General features: G+C 42.7%; 21 protein-coding genes. 2 read left to right on the forward strand and 19 right to left on the reverse strand.

Going from position 1 to position 23,441, the window contains the following annotated elements:
* Positions 1-89 precede the first annotated feature (89 nt).
* The 3 genes from AYJ08_RS07410 to AYJ08_RS07420 form a co-directional block, all read right to left on the reverse strand.
* Complete coding sequence (locus AYJ08_RS07410; protein WP_064017186.1) at positions 90-473, reverse strand: DNA-methyltransferase; 384 nt, start codon at positions 471-473, stop codon at positions 90-92.
* Between the two features lie 184 nt (positions 474-657).
* The gene (rlmD, locus tag AYJ08_RS07415) at positions 658-2,298 is read right to left on the reverse strand and encodes a 23S rRNA (uracil(1939)-C(5))-methyltransferase RlmD (RefSeq protein WP_064017187.1); all 1,641 of its coding nucleotides are present in this window, start codon (positions 2,296-2,298) and stop codon (positions 658-660) included.
* Between the two features lie 35 nt (positions 2,299-2,333).
* Positions 2,334-3,224, reverse strand: coding sequence for a diacylglycerol kinase (locus AYJ08_RS07420; RefSeq protein ID WP_064017188.1), 891 nt, complete (start codon positions 3,222-3,224; stop codon positions 2,334-2,336).
* Between the two features lie 183 nt (positions 3,225-3,407).
* Between AYJ08_RS07420 and AYJ08_RS07425 the strand changes: the two genes are divergently transcribed.
* The gene (locus AYJ08_RS07425; protein WP_197490609.1) at positions 3,408-4,373 is read left to right on the forward strand and encodes an ROK family glucokinase; all 966 of its coding nucleotides are present in this window, start codon (positions 3,408-3,410) and stop codon (positions 4,371-4,373) included.
* A 142-nt stretch (positions 4,374-4,515) separates the two neighbouring features.
* On the opposite strand, the gene AYJ08_RS07430 is transcribed toward AYJ08_RS07425, so the two are convergent.
* The 11 genes from AYJ08_RS07430 to AYJ08_RS07480 form a co-directional block, all read right to left on the reverse strand.
* Entirely contained in the window at positions 4,516-5,700 is a 1,185-nt protein-coding gene (locus AYJ08_RS07430; RefSeq protein WP_064017189.1) for an ABC transporter permease, read from the reverse strand.
* A complete protein-coding gene (locus AYJ08_RS07435) occupies positions 5,693-6,427 on the reverse strand; it encodes an ABC transporter ATP-binding protein (RefSeq protein ID WP_064017190.1) in 735 nt (244 codons plus the stop codon). The genes AYJ08_RS07430 and AYJ08_RS07435 overlap by 8 nt, the downstream gene beginning before the upstream one ends.
* A 244-nt stretch (positions 6,428-6,671) precedes the next feature.
* Positions 6,672-7,421 (reverse strand): sirohydrochlorin chelatase, encoded by a 750-nt coding sequence (locus AYJ08_RS07440; RefSeq protein ID WP_064017191.1) that lies wholly within the window; start codon positions 7,419-7,421, stop codon positions 6,672-6,674.
* Positions 7,422-7,640: 219 nt separating this feature from the next.
* The gene (locus AYJ08_RS07445) at positions 7,641-7,985 is read right to left on the reverse strand and encodes a hypothetical protein (protein ID WP_031412049.1); all 345 of its coding nucleotides are present in this window, start codon (positions 7,983-7,985) and stop codon (positions 7,641-7,643) included.
* A 310-nt stretch (positions 7,986-8,295) separates the two neighbouring features.
* On the reverse strand, positions 8,296-9,279 hold the full coding sequence (locus AYJ08_RS07450) for an ABC transporter ATP-binding protein (protein WP_064017192.1): 984 nt from the start codon (positions 9,277-9,279) through the stop codon (positions 8,296-8,298).
* Positions 9,280-9,304: 25 nt separating this feature from the next.
* Entirely contained in the window at positions 9,305-10,093 is a 789-nt protein-coding gene (locus tag AYJ08_RS07455) for an ABC transporter permease (RefSeq protein ID WP_064017193.1), read from the reverse strand.
* A 15-nt stretch (positions 10,094-10,108) separates the two neighbouring features.
* A complete protein-coding gene (locus AYJ08_RS07460) occupies positions 10,109-10,888 on the reverse strand; it encodes an ABC transporter permease (protein WP_064017194.1) in 780 nt (259 codons plus the stop codon).
* 243 nt (positions 10,889-11,131) lie between these two features.
* Positions 11,132-12,412, reverse strand: a complete 1,281-nt coding sequence (locus tag AYJ08_RS07465; RefSeq protein WP_064017195.1) for an ArsB/NhaD family transporter — start codon at positions 12,410-12,412, stop codon at positions 11,132-11,134.
* Between the two features lie 218 nt (positions 12,413-12,630).
* Entirely contained in the window at positions 12,631-14,148 is a 1,518-nt protein-coding gene (locus AYJ08_RS07470) for a permuted SH3 domain-containing protein (protein WP_064017196.1), read from the reverse strand.
* Positions 14,149-14,233: 85 nt separating this feature from the next.
* Complete coding sequence (locus tag AYJ08_RS07475) at positions 14,234-15,700, reverse strand: ABC transporter permease (RefSeq protein ID WP_064017197.1); 1,467 nt, start codon at positions 15,698-15,700, stop codon at positions 14,234-14,236.
* Positions 15,701-15,819: 119 nt separating this feature from the next.
* Complete coding sequence (locus AYJ08_RS07480; protein ID WP_064017198.1) at positions 15,820-16,503, reverse strand: ABC transporter ATP-binding protein; 684 nt, start codon at positions 16,501-16,503, stop codon at positions 15,820-15,822.
* 444 nt (positions 16,504-16,947) lie between these two features.
* Between AYJ08_RS07480 and AYJ08_RS07485 the strand changes: the two genes are divergently transcribed.
* A complete protein-coding gene (locus AYJ08_RS07485; protein WP_064017199.1) occupies positions 16,948-18,165 on the forward strand; it encodes an MFS transporter in 1,218 nt (405 codons plus the stop codon).
* 83 nt (positions 18,166-18,248) lie between these two features.
* Here the strand turns inward: AYJ08_RS07485 and gatB are convergent, their stop codons facing one another.
* From gatB to AYJ08_RS07510, 5 genes are all read right to left on the reverse strand, one after another.
* Complete coding sequence (gatB, locus tag AYJ08_RS07490) at positions 18,249-19,688, reverse strand: Asp-tRNA(Asn)/Glu-tRNA(Gln) amidotransferase subunit GatB (RefSeq protein WP_064017200.1); 1,440 nt, start codon at positions 19,686-19,688, stop codon at positions 18,249-18,251.
* A gap of 1 nt (position 19,689) precedes the next feature.
* Positions 19,690-21,168 (reverse strand): Asp-tRNA(Asn)/Glu-tRNA(Gln) amidotransferase subunit GatA, encoded by a 1,479-nt coding sequence (gene gatA, locus AYJ08_RS07495; protein ID WP_064017201.1) that lies wholly within the window; start codon positions 21,166-21,168, stop codon positions 19,690-19,692.
* A gap of 20 nt (positions 21,169-21,188) precedes the next feature.
* Positions 21,189-21,479, reverse strand: a complete 291-nt coding sequence (gene gatC / locus AYJ08_RS07500; RefSeq protein WP_064017202.1) for an Asp-tRNA(Asn)/Glu-tRNA(Gln) amidotransferase subunit GatC — start codon at positions 21,477-21,479, stop codon at positions 21,189-21,191.
* A 205-nt stretch (positions 21,480-21,684) separates the two neighbouring features.
* The gene (locus tag AYJ08_RS07505; protein WP_064017203.1) at positions 21,685-22,554 is read right to left on the reverse strand and encodes a DegV family protein; all 870 of its coding nucleotides are present in this window, start codon (positions 22,552-22,554) and stop codon (positions 21,685-21,687) included.
* Between the two features lie 205 nt (positions 22,555-22,759).
* Entirely contained in the window at positions 22,760-23,308 is a 549-nt protein-coding gene (locus tag AYJ08_RS07510; protein ID WP_031412065.1) for an RNA polymerase sigma factor, read from the reverse strand.
* Between the last annotated feature and the right edge of the window lie 133 nt (positions 23,309-23,441).

Genomic DNA, 23,441 nt, shown 5'->3' on the forward strand with positions numbered 1-23,441 from the left:
TGCTCCTCCTTGTAAGGAAACAGTTATATTATTTCAACTGTCTACCACAAGGGGAGCATATCAATAACTTTCGTCAGAGGGCTTTCACATTATCTTTGTCTCGCTAAATTAAAATAGACCTCATTTATTTCAAAACCTGTTATTTTACGGCCAAGCTTGTTTGCCGCTTCTACTGTTGGGCCAGATCCTAAAAAGAAATCGGCTACCGTTTCGCCTTCCTGACTACTGTTCAGAATGATACTCTCCATAAGTTTAACCGGCTTTTCGGTGGGGTGAATCATTTTTTGTCCTGCTACTTTTGGTATTGGCCAGATGTCCGTAGCTCGACGATTCGAAACACGACGGGCCTTGTTCTTCCCCTTTACAGCAAAAATAATAAATTCGTGCTGATAGCGGTATTGCCACCCCATGCCCATGTGTACTTTGTTCCAGACCAAACAGTTCTTTCCGTAAATCCGACGCGCCGCACCCAAAAATCGCCTCCGAACGTCTGGGACATTCGGTATTGAGATGACAATGGATACTTACAGCCACGTACTACCTAATATGCAAAAAGAAGCTGCACAGCGATTTGAAAATTTTATGCATAAAAAAGAAACTTAAATTGCTGGTTGTCAATTCGTTGTCAATCAGCAATTTAAGCTTAACAAAACCCTATTAAATCAAGGTAAGCAAAGCCACACTCTCCACATGCCCCGTATGCGGAAACATATCCACCGGCTGCACTTCCACAACCTCATACTTCTCCGCTAACACCTTCAAATCCCGCGCCAACGTAGACGGATTACAGGACACATATACCACTTTTTTCGGTTGCATTTGCAAAATGGTTGTTAATAAGGCCTCGTCGCAGCCTTTGCGCGGCGGGTCTACGACGATCACGTCGGCGACAATCCCTTGCTTGCGCCAGTTGGGAATCACGACCTCAGCAGGCCCCACTTCAAAGCTGACGTTGTCCAAACCATTTAGCTCTGCATTTTTTTTCGCATCAGCAATGGCCTCTGGTACAATTTCTACACCATACACGCGCTTGGCCTTCTGAGCTAAGAACAGCGAGATCGTTCCGATACCGCAATAGGCATCAATTACGGTCTCATTTCCTTCTAGCCCTGCGTATTCCAGTGTTTTGCTGTACAACACATCTGTCTGTTCAGGGTTCACCTGATAAAAGGAGCGGGCGGAGATCGCGAACTTAATTGGTCCAATATAGTCGTAAATAACGTCATCGCCCCACAACGTGAAGGTTTGATCTCCGAAAATCACGTTGGTTCTGCGCTCGTTAATGTTTTGGACGATGCTTTTGACTCCTGGCAATTCCGCACGGATGAGCTGGATAAGCTGTTCTCTTTCCGGCAGGAACGCCTCTGTCGTGATAAGCACTACCATGAGGTCTCCTGTTTTGGCACCTACTTTTGCTACGACATGGCGCAATAAGCCTGTGTGCTTTACCTCGTTGTATGGCTCAATTCCTAGACGCTCTGCGATCCGCTTCACCGTGGCTACCACTTCATCGTTGGCTTGATGCTGGATCAGGCATTCGTTGATATCAATAATATCATGCGATTTTTCAGCATAGAAGCCACCGATTAGCGCACCGTTTTCCTCTCCAATCGGCACCTGTGCCTTGTTACGATACCGCCACGGATCTGTCATTCCTAGGGTAGAAAGTACCTTCACAGTCTTTGGTGGTTCATCGTTATGTGATGTAGCCACGGCTGAATGAGAGGAAGCTTTTTCAGAAAATGAAGCTTCACCATTCGCCATTCCTTCTGCTGTAGCCGCTTTCCTGGATACGGTATTTGTTGCCACGCTTTGTCCACTAGCTGCAGCGTCTGCTTCTCCTTTTCCAGCCAAGCTCTTCTGCTGCTCACCCTCGATAGAGAACCCGCCAATTCGGCGCAGGTTATCCATGACGATCTGCTGCTTGTGTCGCAGTTGCTCACTATATACGAAATGCTGTAAGGAACAGCCGCCACAACGATCGTAGACCGGACAGGGCGGCTTCGCTCGATGCTCGCTTGTAGCCGTTATTTCGAGCAACTGAGCATAGCCAAAGCTTTTTTTGGCATGAACGACCTTTGCCTTGACGGTTTCCCCAGGCAATGCGCCTTTCACAAATAAGGTGTAGCCGTTATATCTGCCGACCCCTTCCGCTTCATGGTTCAGACCGGTTATTTCTATGTCCACCACCTGCTCTAGCTGCACAGGGTGATTCTTAGACTGTTGCTCCTTTAATCGATTCGTTTCTTTTCTCTGTTTATTGCCGCGTTGCGATTTTCCTGTTCCTGATTTTCTCACTCTGTCTAGCTCCTTTAACATTGCATAAATCTATGTCATGGTACAAAAATCTCAAAATGATTGGCAAGGGTGTAGCACTCACACGGTAATTCTCCACCCAATTCTCCATCCAGATTTAGAAGTACCTGTTGTTTGTCCCTGGTTGTTGCTTTGATATAATCCGCTTGAAAATATAAAACATGGGGGTCTTTAATGTGGTCCCCTTTGATTGCCATGGTAACGATACGTACGATTTCTGGCAAGGTTGCCTTCTTTAAGACGATGCAATCGAGCTTTCCATCTGAAAGACTGGCTGCAGGGGCTATCTTCTCAAAGCCACCTACAGAATTGCTGTTCGAAATAAGAAAAAGCATAACTTCCTCATCGACCATGACCTGATTACGTGTCTCGATGCGAATATGTGTCGGCGTGATAAATGGAAGCTTTTCTATTCCTTTTAAATAGTAGGCAAGCTGTCCCACCACGGTTTTTAATTTGCTTGGCACTTCGTAGGTTAGTTCGGTTAGTGTTCCACCGCCAGCTATATTAATGAAATAACGGTCGTTCATTTTGCCAACGTCTATTTTTTGCGTGTGACCGGCCGCGATGATTTGACTTGCTTTTTTTAACGATCTTGGTATACCTAAGGCTCGGGCAAAATCGTTGGTTGTACCAGCAGGAATAATCCCCAGCTTAGGTCTATTTTTCTTTTCCGCCATGCCATTGATTACTTCATAAATAGTACCGTCTCCACCGGCTGCGATAACAAGGTCAAACTGTCTGGATACGGCTCGGGCAGCCTCTTTGGTAGCGTCCCCTTCCCCCTTGGTAGCATGACAAGACGTTTCGTATCCGGCCCTTTCCAGCGTCTCTAAAATCTCTGGCAACTGACGGCGAACAGCTTCACGCCCTGAGGTCGGATTATAGATTAGACGTGCTCTCTTCACTCGCGTCCCCTTCTTCCGTTACGTATATATTTTTGAATTTTATCATGATACCATACCCATCATATCCTGTATGACCATTTTTGGGAATCATTATGCGGCTTGTCACATGATTTTGCCTATTTTATCCGCTCTGCTCATGGTACTATTAGTGAAAAGACGACTTGTACGAGGGGTGTATGCAGTTTGACGAAGCGTATGATTGTAGGAGTAGATATCGGGGGAACCACGATTAAGATAGCTTTACTAGATCCGAATGGGGAAATTATTACAAAAACACAAATCCCTACTCCTGTTCCTGAGGGAGAAGATGCTATTATTGGGCAGATGACAAACACGATTGACCAACTGATGGCCGAGCAGGGTTTCACCAAAGAAGAAGCCTATGGAATTGGCATTGGTGTGCCTGGGCCGGTAGATACGGACACGGGCTTTGTATATGAAGCGGTGAATCTGGGTCTTAAGGATACTGCGTTGAAGGCTAAAACAGAAGCTTTAACTGGTTTGCCCACATATGTAGAAAACGACGCCAACGCAGCCGCTCTCGGTGAAATGTGGCGCGGCGCTGGACAAGGGACCGATAACCTGGTTGCTATTACACTCGGTACAGGTATTGGCGGTGGAATCATTATTGACGGCAAGATCGTCCATGGTGTAAAAGGAGTAGGCGGCGAAATCGGTCACGTAACCGTTAACCCAGATGGCCCACTATGCAATTGCGGTAAAAAGGGTTGCATGGAGCGATATGGTTCAGCAACAGCCATTATTTTAGGGATAGAGACAGCGGCGAAGGAAGGTCGCAGTACGTATTTAGCCAAACAACTAGCAGAGAAAGGCTCCTTAACTGCCAAGGATGCATTTGATGCAGCCGCAGAAGGGGATTTAGCGGCTCAGGAGGTCATTGACCAGGCTGCGTTTTATACCGGATTTGGCCTTTCACACATAGCCAACCTACTGAACCCTGCCAAAATCGTAATCGGTGGCGGTGTTTCTGCTGCAGGAGACACCCTATTCGCTCTGATCCGTAAGTCTTTTGATTCCTACACATGGAAAATTGCCGCGGATTCATGCGAAATCCTGCCTGCCACACTGGGTAATGACGCCGGTGTGATTGGGGCTGGATGGCTAGTAAAGCAAGGGGAATCCAAGTAAATCCAGTAGTGATTTCTATCAATAACTATTAGATGGCGATGACTGTTAGAATCGTTATCCTGATTCTGTGATTTCTGTCAGTTCTGCTGATCGGTTATAACTATTATACAAGCTTGGCTCCTACTAAGAGCCAAGCTATTTTTTATTTCACTAATAAATTCTCCCGTTTAAAGAACTTCGCTGCCACTTTAATTGCAATGATTACATAGCAAAGCGAGGTGAACATTACTAGAAGAGCATGCATGGGTTGAAGCTCACCATAGAAAATCTCTTTAAAAATCGCCACTCCATTAAAGATCGGCAGCAAATAGTACGCATATGGAATATCAATCGGATTAAGAGGCATCATCAGGTAAGCCGGTACTAATCCTACCAAGACGAGTGGTGTCATGTATGTCTGTGCTTCCTTAAAGGATTTAGCAAAGGAACTAATACTTAGCATGACGCCAGCAAACATAGCTGCCAGCAATATTAGCACCACAAACAACACGATAAGCGAGCTAGTGGTGAAAAATTGCAAGGAGAGTCCTCCCGCATCGTGATTAATGGGGATGAACGAAAAAATTACCGATACACTAATCACCGAAGCCAGCGAGCTGACGCCGCTCATAATCATGACGGTAAATAACTTCGCTGTTAATACGCTATTAGCTGTTATCGGGGCACTTATCAATGTCTCCAGAGTACCTCGTTCCTTCTCTCCCGCAATTAAATCTGTCGCGGCTGGCAAGCCTCCAGAGATAAGCGAAGCAATCATAAGGATAATTAGAACCCCAGATAAAATACTCCCAGACACCTTCTCATCGCTTGCTACGCTTTCAAATGTAGTTTGCATTGGCTCAATCGCTTCAATCGTCAAGCCCACACGCTGTAAACGCTTGGAGACAACCTCTTTTTCATATTCCTTTATGGATTTTTCAATTAACGTTTTCGCATAAGTAGACTTTTGGTTAGACGGATCGTACCAGACTGTAATATCAACAGGCTCACCAGCTTGCAGCTTACTCTGCAAATGCTCCGGCAATTTAATGAACGCTCTTGCATCGCCATTCTTAATTGCTGCTAGAGGATCTTCTACCTGTATCATTTTTACACTAACATTTTTTTGTAAGATTTTCACAAATGGATGCTGACTGTCTGCATTAACAATCAGCGGCACGAAGGATTGCGCCTCTTTGGCTACCCCATTCATAGAAAAAGACATTAGAAATACAAGTAATGGAACCACCACCAAAGGAATGACTAACGCTCCAATCCACGTTTTACGGTCCCGAATGAGGTCGGTCATTTCCTTTTGAAAGACAATCCAGATATGCTGTCTATTCATTTTCCTTCTCACCTCCGACCGCTCGCATAAAGATGTCGTCCATATCCTGTAGATCATAGCGTTTGCGCAAATCCGAGATGGTGCCCTCCACAATCATCTTTCCTTTATGCATGATCGTTACTCTGGAGCATAGCTTCTCTACTTCCCCCATGTTATGCGTGGAAAATAGAATCGTTTTGTTCTGCTGCTGTAATTCTTTAATTAATCGTCGAAATACACTAGCTGCTGTAATATCTAATCCCGTAGTAGGCTCGTCAAATAAAATTACCTTAGGATCATGCACTAACGATCTGGCAATCGCTACCTTTTGTCGCATTCCACGGGAAAAAGGCCCCACACGACGATCCAAGAATTCACTCATGTCCAATTGCTTACTAACCTGTTCAATCCGCTGGTCTAAGAGCTTCTGGTCCAGCCCATGCAGCTTTCCTATGTATTGAATATTTTCCCTTGCTGTCAGCCTAGCGTACAGCTCCACATCTCCGCCAAACAATAATCCAATGCGTTTGCGGACTTCCATCGGATGCGTTTTAACCGAATAACCATCCATGACAATATCACCGCTGGTAGGGGTCAAAATTGTCGCCATCATGCGCATCGTAGTAGTCTTACCCGCCCCATTTTCCCCTAAAAGACCCAGTACCTCTCCAGGTCGACACAGAAGCGATAGTCGATCGACAGCAACGACATCTTTAAATGCTTTTGTCACATTCTGTACTTCAATCATAGATACCCTCTCTTTCTTGAAAAAACGCGGTTCTGCCTAATTTTACTCGTTTCCCCAACTTTTTTATTTTATGTAAGCATCCCTTTGCTTCGTGACTATGCATTTTTTTCATAAATAGATACAATGAAAGCTTGCAGGGATTCTTGTTTCACTTCTCCTATTTTACCGCAAGTTTCTCCGCCTGCCTTACACAAGAAAAAAGAAGGCCTCTATTGATGAGCCTTCTTGTAGATTATTCTAACCGCTACGCATTATGCATCTGTTCATCTACAACTTCTTGCAGCCACTTCGCTACAAAAGGATGTGGCAGGTATGTTTTACCACTGTAGGCATAGTTTAAGCCATTCAGATTGGAGGGGATAACCTTCTTAGTAAAATATCCCTCGCTTAAGAATAACGGAATCACAATCGTTCTGCCTTGATTGATTGCTTCCTCCGCCCGAGAACGAAGATTGTCCGGATGCAAAGTTCCATATGTAGCCTCAGAGAATTTCAAGCGCTCCTTCAGAGTCTTGGTCATGCTCTGTAATACTTCTTCCCACTTCCGATGATTTTCACCTTCGTTTGCTCCGTGTCCAACTAGGAACAGGATCTCTTCTTGTGGGTCTGAGGAAAGCTCGCGAATCCGATCTTCTAAAATATCTAGAATAAACGGGTGATCGTTCATTGGTGGGCAATAAATCATTTCCATTGGTGTGTGCAATCTTTCCCACTCATCATCCAATTTATTATCGGTAGCACCTAACAAATAGCCGATCTCATCAATATGTGTACTGCCTTCTGCAACAAAAAGGGGAATCGCAATGACTTTTTCTACACCGCGAGCCTCAAGTTCTCGTAGACCATCCTCAATGAGGCGTCCTTCTACCATTTCCAGAAAACAGGTGGTGTGAGGTACCCGGATGTCTAAACTAGCAACTGCTTGATCCACGAGTTCTACCCATGCTGCACTGCTGGAACCATGACCTATTATGAGTACTCCGACTTGTTTCATTCCGTGCTTCGCCCCTCTATCTATGTCGTTTCTTGTTTGCGATTGTAATCATGTAATCGCCAAATAAGAATAGTTATCAAATAATACAAATTCTATTATGCAAAAATTCGAGGGGAACTGCAATCATTCAAGTGTCATAAACACGTGTTGTCACAAAAATGTGATATTTTGGTCAAAAATATGTCTATTTCTACTCTGTTTCGACGAAATTTTGACATCTCATACCAGTGATGAGTATTTTTCTTTCCACTTTTCTATAGAAAACGTTGCGAATAGCTTAGTGAATGATTCAGCATCATTAAAATAGTGGCGTGATTCTTTGGCCTGAGGATTTTGTTCTAAAAAAAGAGTAGCTGCTACTTGATTGACAGGCACTCCTTCTTTCTCCTGATCGTACACTCCTTGTTGGGCTAGAAGTTTCTCGAAATAGCGGACATAGGTAACAGTAAGCGTTTTCGTTTCTGTCCCTACTTGATAAATGACAACTGATCGTTCAAAGGTATCAGCAGGTGAGCCTCCTTTTCCAGCGGGCACACTTTCCCCTATAACAGACAGAATTTTCATTATCTCTTCCCCTTTTATTCGCATACTCGTAGACCTATATCCTTTATTATAGAATAGAGTGACTATTTCCACAAACTAGTTCACTCCTTTTTAACCCATTACAAGCGTCTTTTCATCTCATAATATCCAGTTTGGGCAATTTTTTAGCAGGAAGGGTATTACATCCAAATTCATTCATTTACATTCTCGCCTTGCTAAGCAGTAGCAGTGTTGATTCTTGTCGTCCTATACACTCGATTTCAGAGTAAACCGACACACAAGTGACTCCTTAGCAAAGCGTGTCATTTCTTGGGAAATAAATCCCGACATTTTAGATGACAGTCAATGGTCGCTCATATACCTTCCGAATTAGCTCCTCCACCTCAGCTTCATGCATGGATATATCTCCAACTTCCCCCCATCTGCCAAAGCTAGTAATTAAATCTATGGCAGTAACCAAACGTTTGTCGTAAAGAAACGTTACTTGTTTATCTATCATCTCGTAGGTAACACCTGCTGGTAATGGGGATGGTTGAGGAGTTGTCTTATACTCAACCTGTAACATGCTAGGTAATCCAATCTGTTCACGCAATTGATCGATACTACCATCTGAAATGATCGTACCATGGTTGATAATCATCACTCTGGAACAAATAGATTCTATATCATCCATATCATGTGTGGTGAGGAGAATCGTTTTTTGCTCTTGTTTATTGATCTGCTGTAAAAAAGTCCGAATATTGGTTTTTGCAACCACATCCAGCCCGATTGTCGGTTCATCTAAAAATAATACATCCGGATTATGTAGCAAGGCAGCCACCAGATCAGCTCTCATGCGTTGTCCTAATGATAGTTTACGTACAGGTGTATCAATAAACTCTTCTATATGTAAAAGATCATCATACTGCAATAAGCGCGAACGATACTGCGCCTCCTCAACCTTGTACATTTCCTTGATAATTTCAAAAGAATCACGGACAGGCAAGTCCCACCATAGCTGGGTACGTTGCCCAAATACTACGCCAATCTGATGAGCTAGCTTTCTTCGCTGACGCTCTGGATGCAGACCGCTGATCCTGATTTCGCCGGAAGAAGGATGCAGAATGCCGCAAAGCATTTTAATGGTTGTAGATTTTCCTGCTCCGTTTGGGCCAATGTAGCCGACCGCTTCTCCTTTGCCAATCTCAAAAGAAATATCATGAACGGCATGTACAATTCGTTTTTCCCGTGAAAAAAGACTGCGAATCGAGGAAAAACGACCCGTTTTCGGCTTTGCCAGCTCAAAATGCTTATGTATTCCTCGTGCTATGATCATCGCAATTCCTCCTTTCCTTCCTCTATTAATTGCCTGTACTGTGATAATGCCGGATACCAAAATTCCAAAAGGAAATAGCCGCTCCAAGGAAAGCAAGGGCAACAAGAGGGCTAACCAACACTTGTATCAAGCTTCCTCCCTTGTCTAGTAAATAGGAAAGAGCGGTATAGTTAACAAACGCAATCGGCATTAATGTAAAGAACAATGCTTTTAACCATCCGGTATACAAGCTGATCGGATATTTAGAAGCATTCATGGGAGCATAAAATAAGAAAACCTGTAAATCACTGATTCTTCCCATCCAAAAGCTGAATGTAGCTACGATCAGCGACAAAGAAAAACAGATGAGCGCTCCTCCTATAATGATAATAGGCATCCACATCAGGATACCTGTAATATCCTGTCCATGCCTCACCAGTTGAAAAAAAGAGTAGCCACAAACAAGCATACCCTGTCCTAATTGTCCTAGTCTTCCAATATCAATATTGCGACTTAAAAGCAAAACCAATGGAGAGATGGGACGAATTAATAACTGATCGAATTCTCCCTGTAGAATGTATTTTTCAAACTCATGAATTTCGCAAGCAAACATTCGAAACAACGCCTCTGAAATGCTAGCAAAACCAAAAATTAACCCTAATTCATAGAGAGTCCACCCTTGGATGTCAGTAAACTTCCATAATAACACGGTTATTCCCAGAAAATCGACTAAAAGCAAGAGCCCTATCATCACATTCGAAATAATGAAATTCCATTTATATTGCATCCGTGAGCGGATACTTGCCCGCAGTAAACGTCCGTAAATTCTCAGCATGGCTCGCTCTCCCTCCTAACCACCTTGGACTTCCAAGTGTTTTTGTGCGAATCTAGCCAAGATCATATTACATAAGGTCAGCAAAATAACCCAGACCACCTGGATAAAGATAGCTTGTGGAGCCTGCTTTTCTAGTAGAATCATGCTTGGATAATAGAGGATACCTGCATAGGGCAAGTAAGATAGGATCATCTCAACAGAACGAGGGAAAAAGTCCAAGGGTAACATTTGACCACCTAGTAATAGCATGAAGGACTGATTTAAATAGTGAGCCCATTTTACTTCAGTACTCCAAAAAGCCAAAATACCTACCATAAAATATAAATTAAGACCAATCCCCACCGCACAGCAAACCGATAGGAAAAACCATACTAAGGTTATGAAATTCATAGGCACATAAAAGCCAACAACACAGGAAAGAATCAAATAAATCGGAAGAAATCGGTGGAAAAAATTATAAATAACCCGGCCTATTTCCTGACTCACTGTATAAAAATAAAAATGAATGGGTTTCATGATATGTAGGGAGATTTGTCCCGTACGAACCCATTCAGGTACAGAAAGTCCTGGAGTAAGAAAAGTAGTGATCCATAGCATACATTGGGTGAGAACCAAATAAAAGAGAACATCATGTAAAGCAAGAGGACTGAGTGCTTCTTTTCCATTCATGACACCTGTCCAAATCGCCATCATGACAAAGCTGAAAATACAGCTTCCTAGCGTGTTAATAAAATGAGCCATGCGGTACTGAATGCTTGCTTTGTAGGTTTTAACAGCCAGTACATAATAAACCATAGCCTCCCTCCTTTATCTACCTAATTTTTATTCTGAAAAATCAGTCAAGATTTCCATATTAGCAAAATCTACTTTTTTTGTAAAGGAAAAAGTTCAGAAATTTCCATTGGATATTCCAACTTTATTACATCAAAAATGCCTTTCCTCATCCATTTAGTTGAAACAACAGAAATGCCTACCTCGTCTATGACGAAGCAGGCATTCGTTTCCGTACATTCATATAACAACTTCCAGTCACAAATACTAGATTAAATAGCGGAAGTAAATATACAGCGTTGAAATCACAATGGATAGAATCATAAGTGGAAAACCAATTTTCAGGAAGCCAAGGAATGTTATCTTTTCTCCTTCCTTAGCCGCAATGCCGGCAACGATCAGGTTAGCACTCGCTCCAACTAGAGAACCATTGCCACCCAAGCATGCTCCTAGCGCCAGACTCCACCATAGGGGTTCCAGGTTGTCTATACCCATTCGCCCCATCTCCTGAATCATTGGGATCATAGTTGCAACAAACGGAATATTATCCACGAAAGCAGATGCAATGGCACTCAGCCACAGAATTAGCAAAGCCGTTGCGGTAACGTTTCCTTTTGTTAGATTAACCGCTTCCTGTGCAAGAGATGCAATAATTCCTGTCTCGACAAGTCCTGAAACAAGTACAAATAATCCTACGAAAAAGAAGATGGTTGTCCACTCGACCTTAGTCAAGGCTTCCTCTAAATAATGCTCGCCCGTAATTAATAACAATAAAAAGGCACCGACTAAAGCTACTGTTGCTGATTCAAGATGAAGTACTTGATGTAAAAAGAAGCCAATGATCGTCAGTGTTAAAACGATCAATGATTTTACTAATAACGTACGGTCTGTAATTTCAGCAGCTGCATCCAGCTTCATAAGCTTTTGGCGCAGCTCTTCTTTTGTATGCAGTTGCTTACGGAACATAAAAGCAAGCACTACAATCGTAACCACAGCGATAAACATAGAGATAAGGGTCAAATTATTGATAAAGGCCACGAAGGAAAGCTCCTTGACAGCACTTCCAATCATGATGTTAGGCGGATCACCGATCATAGTTGCTGTGCCTCCGATATTTGACATCAGGATTTCTGACATCAGGTACGGAAACGCAGATACCTCTAATTTTCGTGTAATACTAAACGTAACAGGTACCATCAATAAGACGGTAGTTACGTTATCTAAAAAGGCAGAACCTACAGCAGTAATCAGCGATAACGCAATTAAAATATACAGCGGGCTGCCCTTTGCCTTTTTAGCTGCCCAGATCGCAATAGCTTTAAACAATCCTGTCTTGGCAGTAATCGCAACAATAATCATCATTCCGATCAATAACCCAAGCGTATTAAAATCAATATGATGTAATGCGGTTTCTTGGCTAACAATTCCTAGCATAACCATACATACCGCTCCCACCATCGCAATAATGGTGCGGTGAATTTTCTCTGAAATGATAATGGCATACGTAACCAAGAAGATTACAAGTGCAATGATTGCCTGTTGTTCCATATCTGCCTCCCCTAAGCATTCTTGTACCTTCTGTTAAATGATTTGTCCATTTTTCTAATACGTCATCCATTTTACCTAATATCAACTATAATCTCTAGGTTTTATAGGTAAAAAAATCCTGCAAAGTACCGTTTTTTTCTTTCCAAGTCAGGAAAAAACGAACTTTGCAGGCTAGTTTCTCATTCTATAGGATCATTCTAAAATTGAGGGTTACCTATCTACATACCCTCTCCATTTGTGAGCACTACTTCATCTCCCTCTTTCAAACCGCTCACAATCTCCACGTATTCGGCCCCCTCAATGCCTATTCCCACGTCTTTTGGCATCGGATTTCCACTTGGGTCCTTAACCATAACCGTAGCTTTGCCTTCCTCCATTACTTCTACAGCATTAACCGGCAAACGCAGGACATTGTCTTTCTTATGAATATAGATATCACAATCACCGCTCATGCCATGCTTCAGTTGACTGCTATCCTCAACAGCGATTTTCACTTCGAAACGCACCGATTTATCCTGCTTGCTTCCCTCTTTCGGCAGTTCTGTTACCGTACCCTTAAATGCTTTTGTTCCAAAGGCTGTGATAAATACATCAACATTTTGTCCGACTTTCACTTGTGGGAAATCTAGTTCATCCACGGCTGCTTTAAAGGTGACAGAGGAAGTATCCATAATGATTGCCGCAGGATCACTGCCAAGCGCTTCTCCCACCTTCACATTCAATTTCGTGATCTCTCCGCTAATTGGAGCAACTACTCTTCGCTTAGATAGGTCGCGCATCTTTTGGTCCATCCCAAGCTGGGCTTCCTTCCAATTTAATTCCTTCTCTTCGATCTCTGATTTATCTGCTTCTCTATCCATTTTTGCTAGGAGCTGATTCTTTTTAATGGTGTCTCCTTTTTTAAACAGAACCTCGCCAACTTTACCAGTGGTGCCTGCCAAAATTTCGATATCGTCCGCTTTGGTAAAAGGAGAATTTCCCTGGCTTGCGTATTTCAAGCCTTTCGAATCCGTATACTCAACAGAGCCAAGGTCATTTACATACAAGGCTCCAGAATTTTTGACCAAAACCTCTACAGCATGCTGTGCCATCTTTCCGTCTTGCTTGGTACCTTCCATATCAATACGGTCGATTTCACCATCTACATACGTCATTGAGCTTGGTAAAAATACCTTCACCTTTTGCCCTTCCCGCAGCAATTCGGCTTCGTAAGGGGAGAAGTAGCCTGTAATTTTTAAATAATTGGGGTCATTTACCTTTGCAATGACCATCTCAGGCGATACACTGTCTCCACGTTTAACCGATATCTCTTTGACAACCCCGCCGGCATTCGCTTCAATTTTGTCTTTTCTAGCTTTCAAATCCTTTATCTCTTTCTCCATACGAGACATCGATAATTTTTGTTTCTCAATTTCGAAGCCAGTATCTGTAGCCTCCATGGTAAATAACAAATCACCCTTTTTAACATGCTGGCCTTCCTTAACCACTAGACTCTCTACTTTACCACTGACATCCGGCTTCACTTCCTGACGAGCCGTAGCTTCAACTGTACCTGTCGAATACACTGTTTTCTTAACTTCGCCCATATCTACCCCTACAGTCTGAAGCGCAGGTGGTTCAACAACCTCCTGTGATGCATCCGTAGCTGGAGCAAAATATTTATACCCTCCATAACCTCCACCCGCTAGTACGAGCACGGTGATGGCTGAAATAATCACTTTTTTCTTCATAGCCATGCGTTAATTCCCCACATTTCTTCCGTTTATATTTAAAAAATCTTTCTTTGCCAAAGCAGTCACCTAAGCAAAAATCACTGTAACGTTACTGAGAGCGAATAGCCTCCAATGGACTTAGACGGGATGCACGGATGGCAGGAAGAATCCCCGCTAATAACCCGATTACAACTGAGAAAATGATGGCGAATATAGCAAGAGAAGGTGGCACCAATGCAATTTGTGCTGCTACCTCTTCTTCTGCTCCCATACCTCCTCCCATGCCCATGCCAAAGTTATCTAAAAACTCGCTGTTTTTACCGAGATAATTAATGACCGCTACAGCTCCATAAGCAAGACCCAAACCAGTCAGCCCGCCTATTAAACCGATTGAACCCGATTCAATCAAAAAGAGCCAACGAATATTATACACAGTAGCACCAATAACCTTCATAATTCCTATTTCCTTGGTTCGCTCCAGAATGGACATGATCATGGTATTTACGATACCAATCGTTGCAACTAATAAAGAGATAGCTGCTATACCACCAAGCACTAATTGAATAACAAAGAAAAACTTATTTAGTTCTGCAAGACGACGTGCTGGCGAATAGTTATCATAGCCGATTTGCTGTAAATCCTTAACGACCTGCTCTACTGCTTCTCTTGATCCTACCTTTACATTGATGGAATCATATTCCACAGCCGGCTTCTGATTGCGATTCTTGGAACGGTTCGGTTTATTTATACCCATTTCCATTTCATAATCGCTTTGTTCCCTCTTTTGCTCCATCCAGGTGTTGAGTTCATTAGCCATCTTCATCGGAACATAAATAGTAGTACCTCGATAGCCCTTTTCATCCTTTTGCATCTGACCGACGACACGAACACGTATTTCCTTCTTTTCATACTTCGTTTCGTTATCGATGGTGTATTCGCGTCTGAGCTCTAATATCGCCGTTTTCCCAACCATTTCTATGATTCCCGGTTCCTTAGAGCCCTCCATATCGAATCTGGCTTTATTTCCACTCTGGTTAGCATTACGTTTTCGAGCTTCTCGGCGATCCTTCTCCACATCTCTCATTTGTCTGGGTACTTCGTAGGAAATGACAATTTCATTGTTTGCCCCAGTGAGATACTCACCCTTTTCCAGCTCCTTGGTTCTCACAGGTCCTTCTTGTTGTGGATCTACCCCAACAATTTCCATATACCTTGCCTCTCTACGACCTAGCTTTAAAATGGCATCCCCCCTAAAAGTTTTATGTGGCATAACCGCCTCAATTCCAGGAATAGCCTTTATTTCCGGTATACTTTTACTATCTAAGCGTTTCATTTGATCTGGCGTTCTCTCAGTGGTTCCATCTGGCATCATATAAGCTGGATACACTTCAAGCTCAGTTAAGTTACCGAAGTTCTCTAGACTCTTAACCGCATTCTCTTTTAGACCAATACTAAGCGATAGCATGGTCACAATAGCAGCGGTACCAATCATAACCCCAACCGATGTCAGTACCGTCCGTAGCTTCATACGCCAAAGATTGCGCCAGACGATACGTAGCGAATCAAGCAGTTTCACAAATTACACCTCATTTTTCCCCTTGCCTTTTTAACAGATAAGAGCATATAAATTCTTGTCTTATTACATGAAAGCTCAGGCTAGTCATCGCTGTAGGCCTGAGTATAGCCGCTTCCCCTTTATTGCTGAATGTAGCCATCCCGCAGAAAAATGGTGCGATCAGATTGACTTGCAACCTCCTGATCATGTGTGACAATCACAAAGGTTGTACCACTTTCCCGATTCATTTGACGCATGAGCTGTAAAATCTCTTCCTCTGTTGCTGTATCCAGATTCCCAGTTGGCTCATCCGCAAGCACAATTCCCGGTTCATTGACCAGCGCTCTCGCAATACTGACACGCTGCTGCTGACCACCACTTAGTTCATTCGGCTTGTGGTGCTCTCGATTTTCCAGTCCTACTCGGTTTAAAATCTCTATCGCTTTTTTACGTCGCTCACGAGGACTGACTCCAGAAAAGACAAGCGGCAGTTCCACATTTTCAACTGCTGTCAAATTAGGCAAGAGATTAAACGATTGAAAGACAAATCCTAAGCAACGCCGTCTAAACAAACATAGCTGATTCTCGTTAAATTTAGAAATTTCTTCCCCATTTACATGAATGGTTCCTTGCTCGGGACGTGTTAACCCCGCCATCAGGTTCAGCAGCGTTGATTTCCCTGAACCAGATGTTCCGCATAACGAAATAAATTCGCTTTTTCCAATATGCAGGTTGATATCATGCAAAACGGGAACCTGAAGCTTACCTGCCTTATAAAAATGATTGACATCTCGTACCGTTAATTCACCAATGCTATTACTCACTTTCTCTTCACCTCATAGCTTCCCTCTTCCTAAAATTTTAGATAATTTTTCCTTTATTTCAAAAAACATCATCCTCCACACAGAAAGATTGTTGTTTTGACCACGTATGTACAGGAAAAAGTTTCTCTTTGAAAAGACGCTTTAGTAGGCCAAAAAGTAACATTATTTTCTTGCACTCTACTAAATTTTTGTTGAGAAATGCTTTATACAAAACTAGCCATAAATAGGACGAAGCTCTTAGGGGTTCGTTACAAAATATCTATTTTATTCTTTGACATGTTTGCTTTTTATTGCTACGCTGTATAAAATGCTTGAAAATTCATGATACGGAGTCGATTCCATTGTAAAGCCCTTTTCAAGAAAAAGAAAAAACAAATGGAAATATCGTTTGTTGAAGGCAGAATAGCTCTGTCTATCTTTCTCATGAAAAGAGGTTTTTTTGACATGCTTACCAAACAAGTACGCTTTCTTTGGGTTGGCCAAATGCTTGCCAACGCAGGAGACGTTTTTTATATTATCTCTCTACTTACCCTCGTTTTTGAAAAGACACATTCTGCTGTCTATACCGGCTTTGTACCGCTTACCATTATCCTAGCGCAAACCGTAAGCGGCTTTCTCGCGCCCCTTATGCAACGCCGCTTTTCCCTATCTACCCTGCTGTTTTTATCTCAATTTGCCAAAACAATCTTGTTGGGTCTGCTTGTTTTTGTAACACAATGGTCGGCCTTACCCTTGCTTTTAAGTTTAGGTCTTGCGTCTTTCATTTCCTTTTTGGACGGTTGGGCTACTCCTGCACGTAATGCCCTGCTGCCACGGATCGCACAGCCTGTTCATTTACTGCGATTAAATAGTTTGTTTGCGACCACAGATCAAGTCATCCAATTTGTGGGCTGGGCTTTAGGCGGCATGCTCGTAGCTTTTTTAGGAATCACATACCTTTTTGCTGTTAGTCTTGGATTATTCATCCTTTCAACAGTCTGTATGGCTTATTTACATGATCCAATCTCTCAAGCAACAACGCGTACGGATAGCTCCTCCAAAAAAGAAGCACTACTTCGCGGCTGGAATTATATTCTCCGTTCCCGCGCGCTCTTCACACTTACTTGTATGGATGTTCTTGAATCCTTGGCAGGGGCCATCTATGTAGCTGCTATCATGCTGTTTTATGTGTCTGATGTTCTAGGAAAAGGTCAGGAATGGTGGGGATACCTCAACGCCAGTTACTTTGTCGGAATGATTGCAGGAGGCCTGCTGTTAGTCGTTATTGCGACTCATGTATCTCGTTATTTTCTTTCTTTTTTGTTAGGAGCTGGGCTATTTTCTGCCCTAGTAACTTTAGGCTTAGGAGTTACGCATAGCGCCTGGGTTGCCTTATTCCTATCATTTCTTTTGGGACCTGCCACACAAATTCAATATGTTAGCAAGCAAACCTACTTTCAGAGAAACGTAGACTCTCTTTATTTGCCTAACGTTCTATCGGCCAAAAGCACAGTGGAATATGTAGGCTACGGCTTATCCGTACTTATCCTAACTAATGTGGTGGCGGTCTATGGCGCGGCTATGGCATATATAGTAGCTTCGGGAATACTTATTACAAGCCTGTTACTTGGATTGATCATGCGACGAGCATTTAAGATGGAGCTAGGAAAGTTGAACGGGTAAGATAAGATATAAGTAAAGCATAGAATAATCAAATAAAAAAGCTCCTCCTGCCAATTTCAGATGCAAAGAGGAGCTTTTGTTGTTTACAATGCTTCTAGTGATTCTACCAATAATTTATTGACCACACCTGGATTAGCTTTTCCTTTGGTCTGTTTCATAACTTGTCCTACTAAGAAGCCAATTGCCTGCTTCTTACCCGCTTTGTAGTCTTCTACCGATTGCTGATTAGCTGCAATGATTTCATCGACAATGCGTTTTAGTTCGCCCTCATCGCTTATTTGCACCAATCCTTTTTCTTCAACAATCGTTGCTGGGTCCTTGCCTGTTTCCAGCATTTCTGTAAAGACTGTCTTGGCAATTTTAATGGAAATGGTTCCTTTTTCGATCAGCTTCACCATTTCTCCTAAACCCTCAGGCGTCATTTTCACGTCTGAGAACTCCAGATTGTTTGCATTCAAATATCCAAACAGATCTACCATTAAAAAGTTAGCAACCGTCTTTGGATCAGCGCCTGTTGCCACTGCGGCATCAAAGAAATCGGCTGAATCACGTGTCATCGTGATAACTTCAGCGTCAGATGCAGGCAGTCCATATTGCTCAACATAGCGTGCCTGACGAGCATCTGGCAATTCAGGGATAGAGGCTTTTATACGGTCAATCCATTCGTCAGTAATCGTAACATTCACCAGATCAGGGTCTGGGAAATAACGGTAATCATGCGCTTCTTCTTTAGAACGCATTACGATGGTTTTCTTATTCGCATCATCCCAGCGTAGCGTTACCTGCTTAATTTCTCCGCCGCTTTCGATTACTTCTTCCTGACGTTTCACTTCATATTCCAAGGCAGCCTGTACATTACGGAAGGAGTTCATATTTTTCAATTCCGTTTTTGTACCTAATTTGGTTTCTCCTACAGGACGAATTGATACGTTGGCATCACAACGCAGGGAGCCTTGCTCCATTTTTACATCTGATACTTCCGTATATTGAATGATTGCTTTTAATTTCTCCAAATAAGCTTTTGCTTCTTCAGGTGAACTAATGTCTGGCTCTGTAACAATCTCTACTAACGGCACACCTACACGGTTGTAGTCCATCATCGTACCGCTTCCGTATTCGCAGTGTGTCAATTTACCAGCATCTTCTTCTAAATGAAGACGATTGATGCGAATGCGCTTGGTTTTGCCATTCACTTCAATATCAATCCAACCGTTCTTACCCACTGGTTGGTCAAACTGCGAGATTTGATATGCTTTAGGAAGATCAGGATAAAAATAATTTTTACGATCGAATTTTGTATCACGTGAAATTTCACAGTTAATTGCTAAGGAAGCCTTTATCGCAAACTCTAATGCTTGTTGATTCAATACAGGCAATACACCTGGATGTCCTAAACAAATAGGGCATGTGTGCGTATTAGGCGGCGCACCAAATTCGGTTTTGCAACCGCAGAAGATTTTACTGTTAGTCGATAGTTCAGCGTGAACCTCCAAACCAATGACCGTTTCGAATTTTTGGCTCATGTTACACTTCCTCCCTTCCCAATTGTGGCTTGCTTGGGAACAGATTAGTTGATTGCTCGTACGCATGTGCCGCACGTAGAATCGTGGCTTCATCGAAGGCTTTCCCAATCATTTGCAAACCAATTGGCAGCCCGTTATCAGAGAATCCGCATGGAACTGAAATAGCCGGCAGACCAGCTAAGTTAACCGTTACCGTACAAATATCCTCTAGGAACATTTGCACCGGATCATCCACTTTCTCACCAAGTTTAAAAGCTGGGCAAGGAGTAGTCGGATGCAACACAATATCAAAGTTCGCAAAGATTTCTTCAAAGTCTTGGATAATCAAAGTACGCACTTGTTGTGCCTTTTTATAAAAAGCATCATAGTAACCAGAAGACAAGGCATATGTCCCCAGCATAATGCGGCGTTTGACCTCTGCACCAAAGCCTTGGCTACGAGATTCCATATATAAATCCAATAGATTTTCTGCGTTATCAGCGCGTACGCCATAACGAACACCATCAAAGCGCGCTAAGTTAGAAGAAGCCTCTGATGAAGCTAATAGGTAATAAGCTGGCACGGCATATTTTGTGTGCGGCATTGATACCTCGCTCCAAACAGCACCCATGCTTTCCAATTGCTTCAAGGCTGCTAATACCGCGTCGCGAACCTGTGGATCAATTCCTTCTCCAAGCAACTCTTTTGGTACCGCAATGCGCAAGCCTTTGACATCACCTGTCAGAGCAGATAGATAATCAGGGACTTCAACATCAGCCGAGGTGGAGTCGTATGAATCATGTCCTGCAATGGCCTGTAAAACAAAAGCTGAATCCTCTACGTTCTTCGTCAACGGTCCGATCTGATCTAATGACGATGCATATGATACCAAGCCATAACGGGATACACGTCCATAAGTTGGCTTCAGACCAACTACTCCGCAGAAAGCAGCCGGTTGACGAATAGAGCCACCTGTATCCGATCCAAGTGTAAAGAAAAATTGACGAGCAGCCATCGCAGCAGCAGACCCACCGCTAGAACCGCCTGGTACATATTCTAAATTCCACGGATTGCGAGTTGGGTAAAAGCCAGAGTTTTCATTGGAACCACCCATCGCGAATTCATCCATGTTTAATTTAGAAAATACGAGTGCGTCAGCTTCCTTTAGCTTTTGACTAACGGTTCCATCATAGATGGGATCATAGGTAGACAACAGCTTGCTTGCGCATGTTGTTTGTAAGCCTTTTGTTACGATATTATCCTTCACACCAGCCGGTAGACCGAACAAGAGGCCGAGATCCTCCGTTCCTTTAGCTAGCTTTTCATCCAAAGCTCTTGCTTGGCTAAGAGCAGCTTCCTCGTCAACGAGCAAAGTCGCTTGTACATCCTTGTCCACTTCACGGATACGTGCAAGCGATTCATTAGCCAAATCTGTAACAGATAGCTCTTTCTTTTTTAGCTCGCTATGTATATCAGCTAAGCGTTTATCAAATAGGGACACAATGTCTCCCCCTTTCTCTCCTATTCAAAAACAGCCGGTACCTTGAACTGTCCGTCTTCTTGATCTGGTGCATTGCGCAGTGCTTCTTCATTGGATACGGAAGGACGGTTTACGTCAGGGCGCATAACGTTACGTACGTCAAATGCATGACTAGTCGGCTTCACATTGGTCGTATCCAATTCGTTTAATTGTGCAGCAAAGTCTAAAATCGCATCTAATTCACGCGTGTAGCGCTCTGCTTCTTCCTCTGTTAAACGTAGTCGAGCCAGTTTAGCCACGTGCTCAACTTCTTGTCGGGAAATCCTACTCATCTATTGTCCACCTCCAAATGTCCTAGTTGTACGTTTCTACATAACATTGATATTACTTGAAAAATCCAAGGTTAGTCAATTTGACCTCCCATTTTTTCCTTTTATCATTAAAGCATAAAAGAGGTTCCGACTATCCTTGAGCATTTCCGAACTGTTAAAAAAACGCCGTTTGCTCTCCTTTCAGCAAAACGGCATTATGGCATCCTTATTTATTATACCAAGTTAATCCAATGGCTCCAGGACCCACATGAGTGGCAATAACTGGTCCAAAATGACTGATTTTAACCGTTACATGTGGATAGGTCGCTTCAATGTAAACCTTCCATTCCTCTGCCTCTTCTTGAACCTGCGCTTGGATGATGGAAAGCTGTATAGGTTTGCCTGCTTTGGCCTCTGCCTCAAATAATTCCATAATCCCGGCCTTGGCTTTGGCACGTGTTCTGACTTTTTGATATGGAACAATCTTTTTATTCTCAAACGTTAGAATCGGTTTGATTTTAAGCATATTGCCCAGCATCAATTGAGCCGCTGACAAGCGACCTCCGCGGTACAAGAAATCTAAATCCTCAACTAAAAAGTACGTTTTCATTTGCGTACGTATGTATTCGATACGCTCAAGAATCTCTTCTCGTGATTTACCAGCTTGTGCCATTCTAGCTGCTTCCACGACAACAGCACCCAATGCATATGTAGTAATCTCAGAATCAATGACATCAACAGGAAAATCATCAACCATCGTGGTCGCTGTTACCGCGCCCTGATAGGTGCCACTAATACCACTAGACATATGGATAGCAATTGCTCGCTTATGAGTTTTGGATAATTTCATATAGGCTTCCACAAACTCGCCTACAGGTGGCTGAGATGTCGTCGGCAACTGGTCACTCGTTTTTAGCTTTGAGTAAAAATCAGCCTCCGTTAATTCTACTTCTTCGCGATACGCTTTGTTTCCATAAACCACTTGCAGAGGCACTACTGTAATTTGTAATTCATCTTGGAGCTCTTTTGGAATATAACTGGTGCTATCTGTTATAATTGCAATTTCTGACAAAGATAGTCCCTCCACTTTCTTCATTCATATATGATGCTTAGAGAGGCACTCCCTATTCATCTTTTAGTAACGTTTATCGCTAGAAGCCGGATTTGATTTATATTCAATTATTGTAACATAAAATAGTGCCTTATGATAAAGCCGATAGTCCCTAGAACTTCTATAGTAAAAGTTTTGCCCAACCCCAGCAAAATTGATAAAAAAATAGAAGACCCTGCCTATGAGTCTCCTATTTCAGCTTTTTTCCTGTATATAATTTACGTAACTCTTTTAATCCACGGTGGGAAATTGTTTTAACGCTTGCTTCTGTTTTTCCTAGAATGTCAGCCACTTGTGCAATGCGAAGATCGCCGAAATAACGCAAGGACAAAACATCACGCTGGTCGCGTGTCAGCTTTTCTAATGTTTCACGAAGAAGGAGCGTCTCTTCATTTGAGAGAGCATGTTCCTCCGGATTCCATGTATTATCAATACTGCTCTCAAAGAACTCCGTATGATCCATCGGTAATTCTTTCTTTTTACGACAAAAATCAATAAATGTATGATGGGCTATACTAAAAATCCATCCGGCGAACGGACTTGTACGGCTATATTGTTGGAATTTTTCCAAAGCCTTAATAAATACAACAGTCGTCAAATCGTCGGCATCCCAGGTATTATGTACGCGGCAACGCAAATAACGATTTACGCGGTCAAAAAACTCATCATACAATTCATGGAATTCGCGATCCTCATAGTATTCAGTTGTCTGAGCTTTAGCGTGCATCGGTACACCCATGTTCAACACCACTTCATCTAATTGTTGTTGAGGAGGCACGCAAGATAATGCAATCTCTTACCTAATCTCTCGTGCCGTCCCTACATGTACAATGATACATGGTTACTCTTTCATCAATCTTACACAAACCTTA

The organism is Brevibacillus sp. SKDU10 (genome assembly GCF_001645205.1).
GTDB classification, from domain to species: domain Bacteria; phylum Bacillota; class Bacilli; order Brevibacillales; family Brevibacillaceae; genus Brevibacillus_B; species Brevibacillus_B halotolerans.

Bases quoted from the DNA above. Each gene is read 5' to 3' on its own strand.
- AYJ08_RS07505 (WP_064017203.1), bottom strand. From the start codon at position 22,554: ATGAAGAAAGTGGAGGGACTATCTTTGTCAGAAATTGCAATTATAACA.
- AYJ08_RS07510 (WP_031412065.1), bottom strand. From the start codon at position 23,308: ATGGGTGTACCGATGCACGCTAAAGCTCAGACAACTGAATACTATGAG.
- AYJ08_RS07450 (WP_064017192.1), bottom strand. From the start codon at position 9,279: ATGATCATAGCACGAGGAATACATAAGCATTTTGAGCTGGCAAAGCCG.
- AYJ08_RS07460 (WP_064017194.1), bottom strand. From the start codon at position 10,888: ATGGTTTATTATGTACTGGCTGTTAAAACCTACAAAGCAAGCATTCAG.
- gatB (WP_064017200.1), bottom strand. From the start codon at position 19,688: ATGAGCCAAAAATTCGAAACGGTCATTGGTTTGGAGGTTCACGCTGAA.
- AYJ08_RS07465 (WP_064017195.1), bottom strand. From the start codon at position 12,412: ATGGAACAACAGGCAATCATTGCACTTGTAATCTTCTTGGTTACGTAT.
- AYJ08_RS07440 (WP_064017191.1), bottom strand. From the start codon at position 7,421: ATGAAACAAGTCGGAGTACTCATAATAGGTCATGGTTCCAGCAGTGCA.
- AYJ08_RS07455 (WP_064017193.1), bottom strand. From the start codon at position 10,093: ATGCTGAGAATTTACGGACGTTTACTGCGGGCAAGTATCCGCTCACGG.
- AYJ08_RS07445 (WP_031412049.1), bottom strand. From the start codon at position 7,985: ATGAAAATTCTGTCTGTTATAGGGGAAAGTGTGCCCGCTGGAAAAGGA.
- gatC (WP_064017202.1), bottom strand. From the start codon at position 21,479: ATGAGTAGGATTTCCCGACAAGAAGTTGAGCACGTGGCTAAACTGGCT.
- AYJ08_RS07485 (WP_064017199.1), top strand. From the start codon at position 16,948: ATGCTTACCAAACAAGTACGCTTTCTTTGGGTTGGCCAAATGCTTGCC.
- AYJ08_RS07435 (WP_064017190.1), bottom strand. From the start codon at position 6,427: ATGATTGAAGTACAGAATGTGACAAAAGCATTTAAAGATGTCGTTGCT.
- AYJ08_RS07470 (WP_064017196.1), bottom strand. From the start codon at position 14,148: ATGGCTATGAAGAAAAAAGTGATTATTTCAGCCATCACCGTGCTCGTA.
- AYJ08_RS07430 (WP_064017189.1), bottom strand. From the start codon at position 5,700: ATGAATAGACAGCATATCTGGATTGTCTTTCAAAAGGAAATGACCGAC.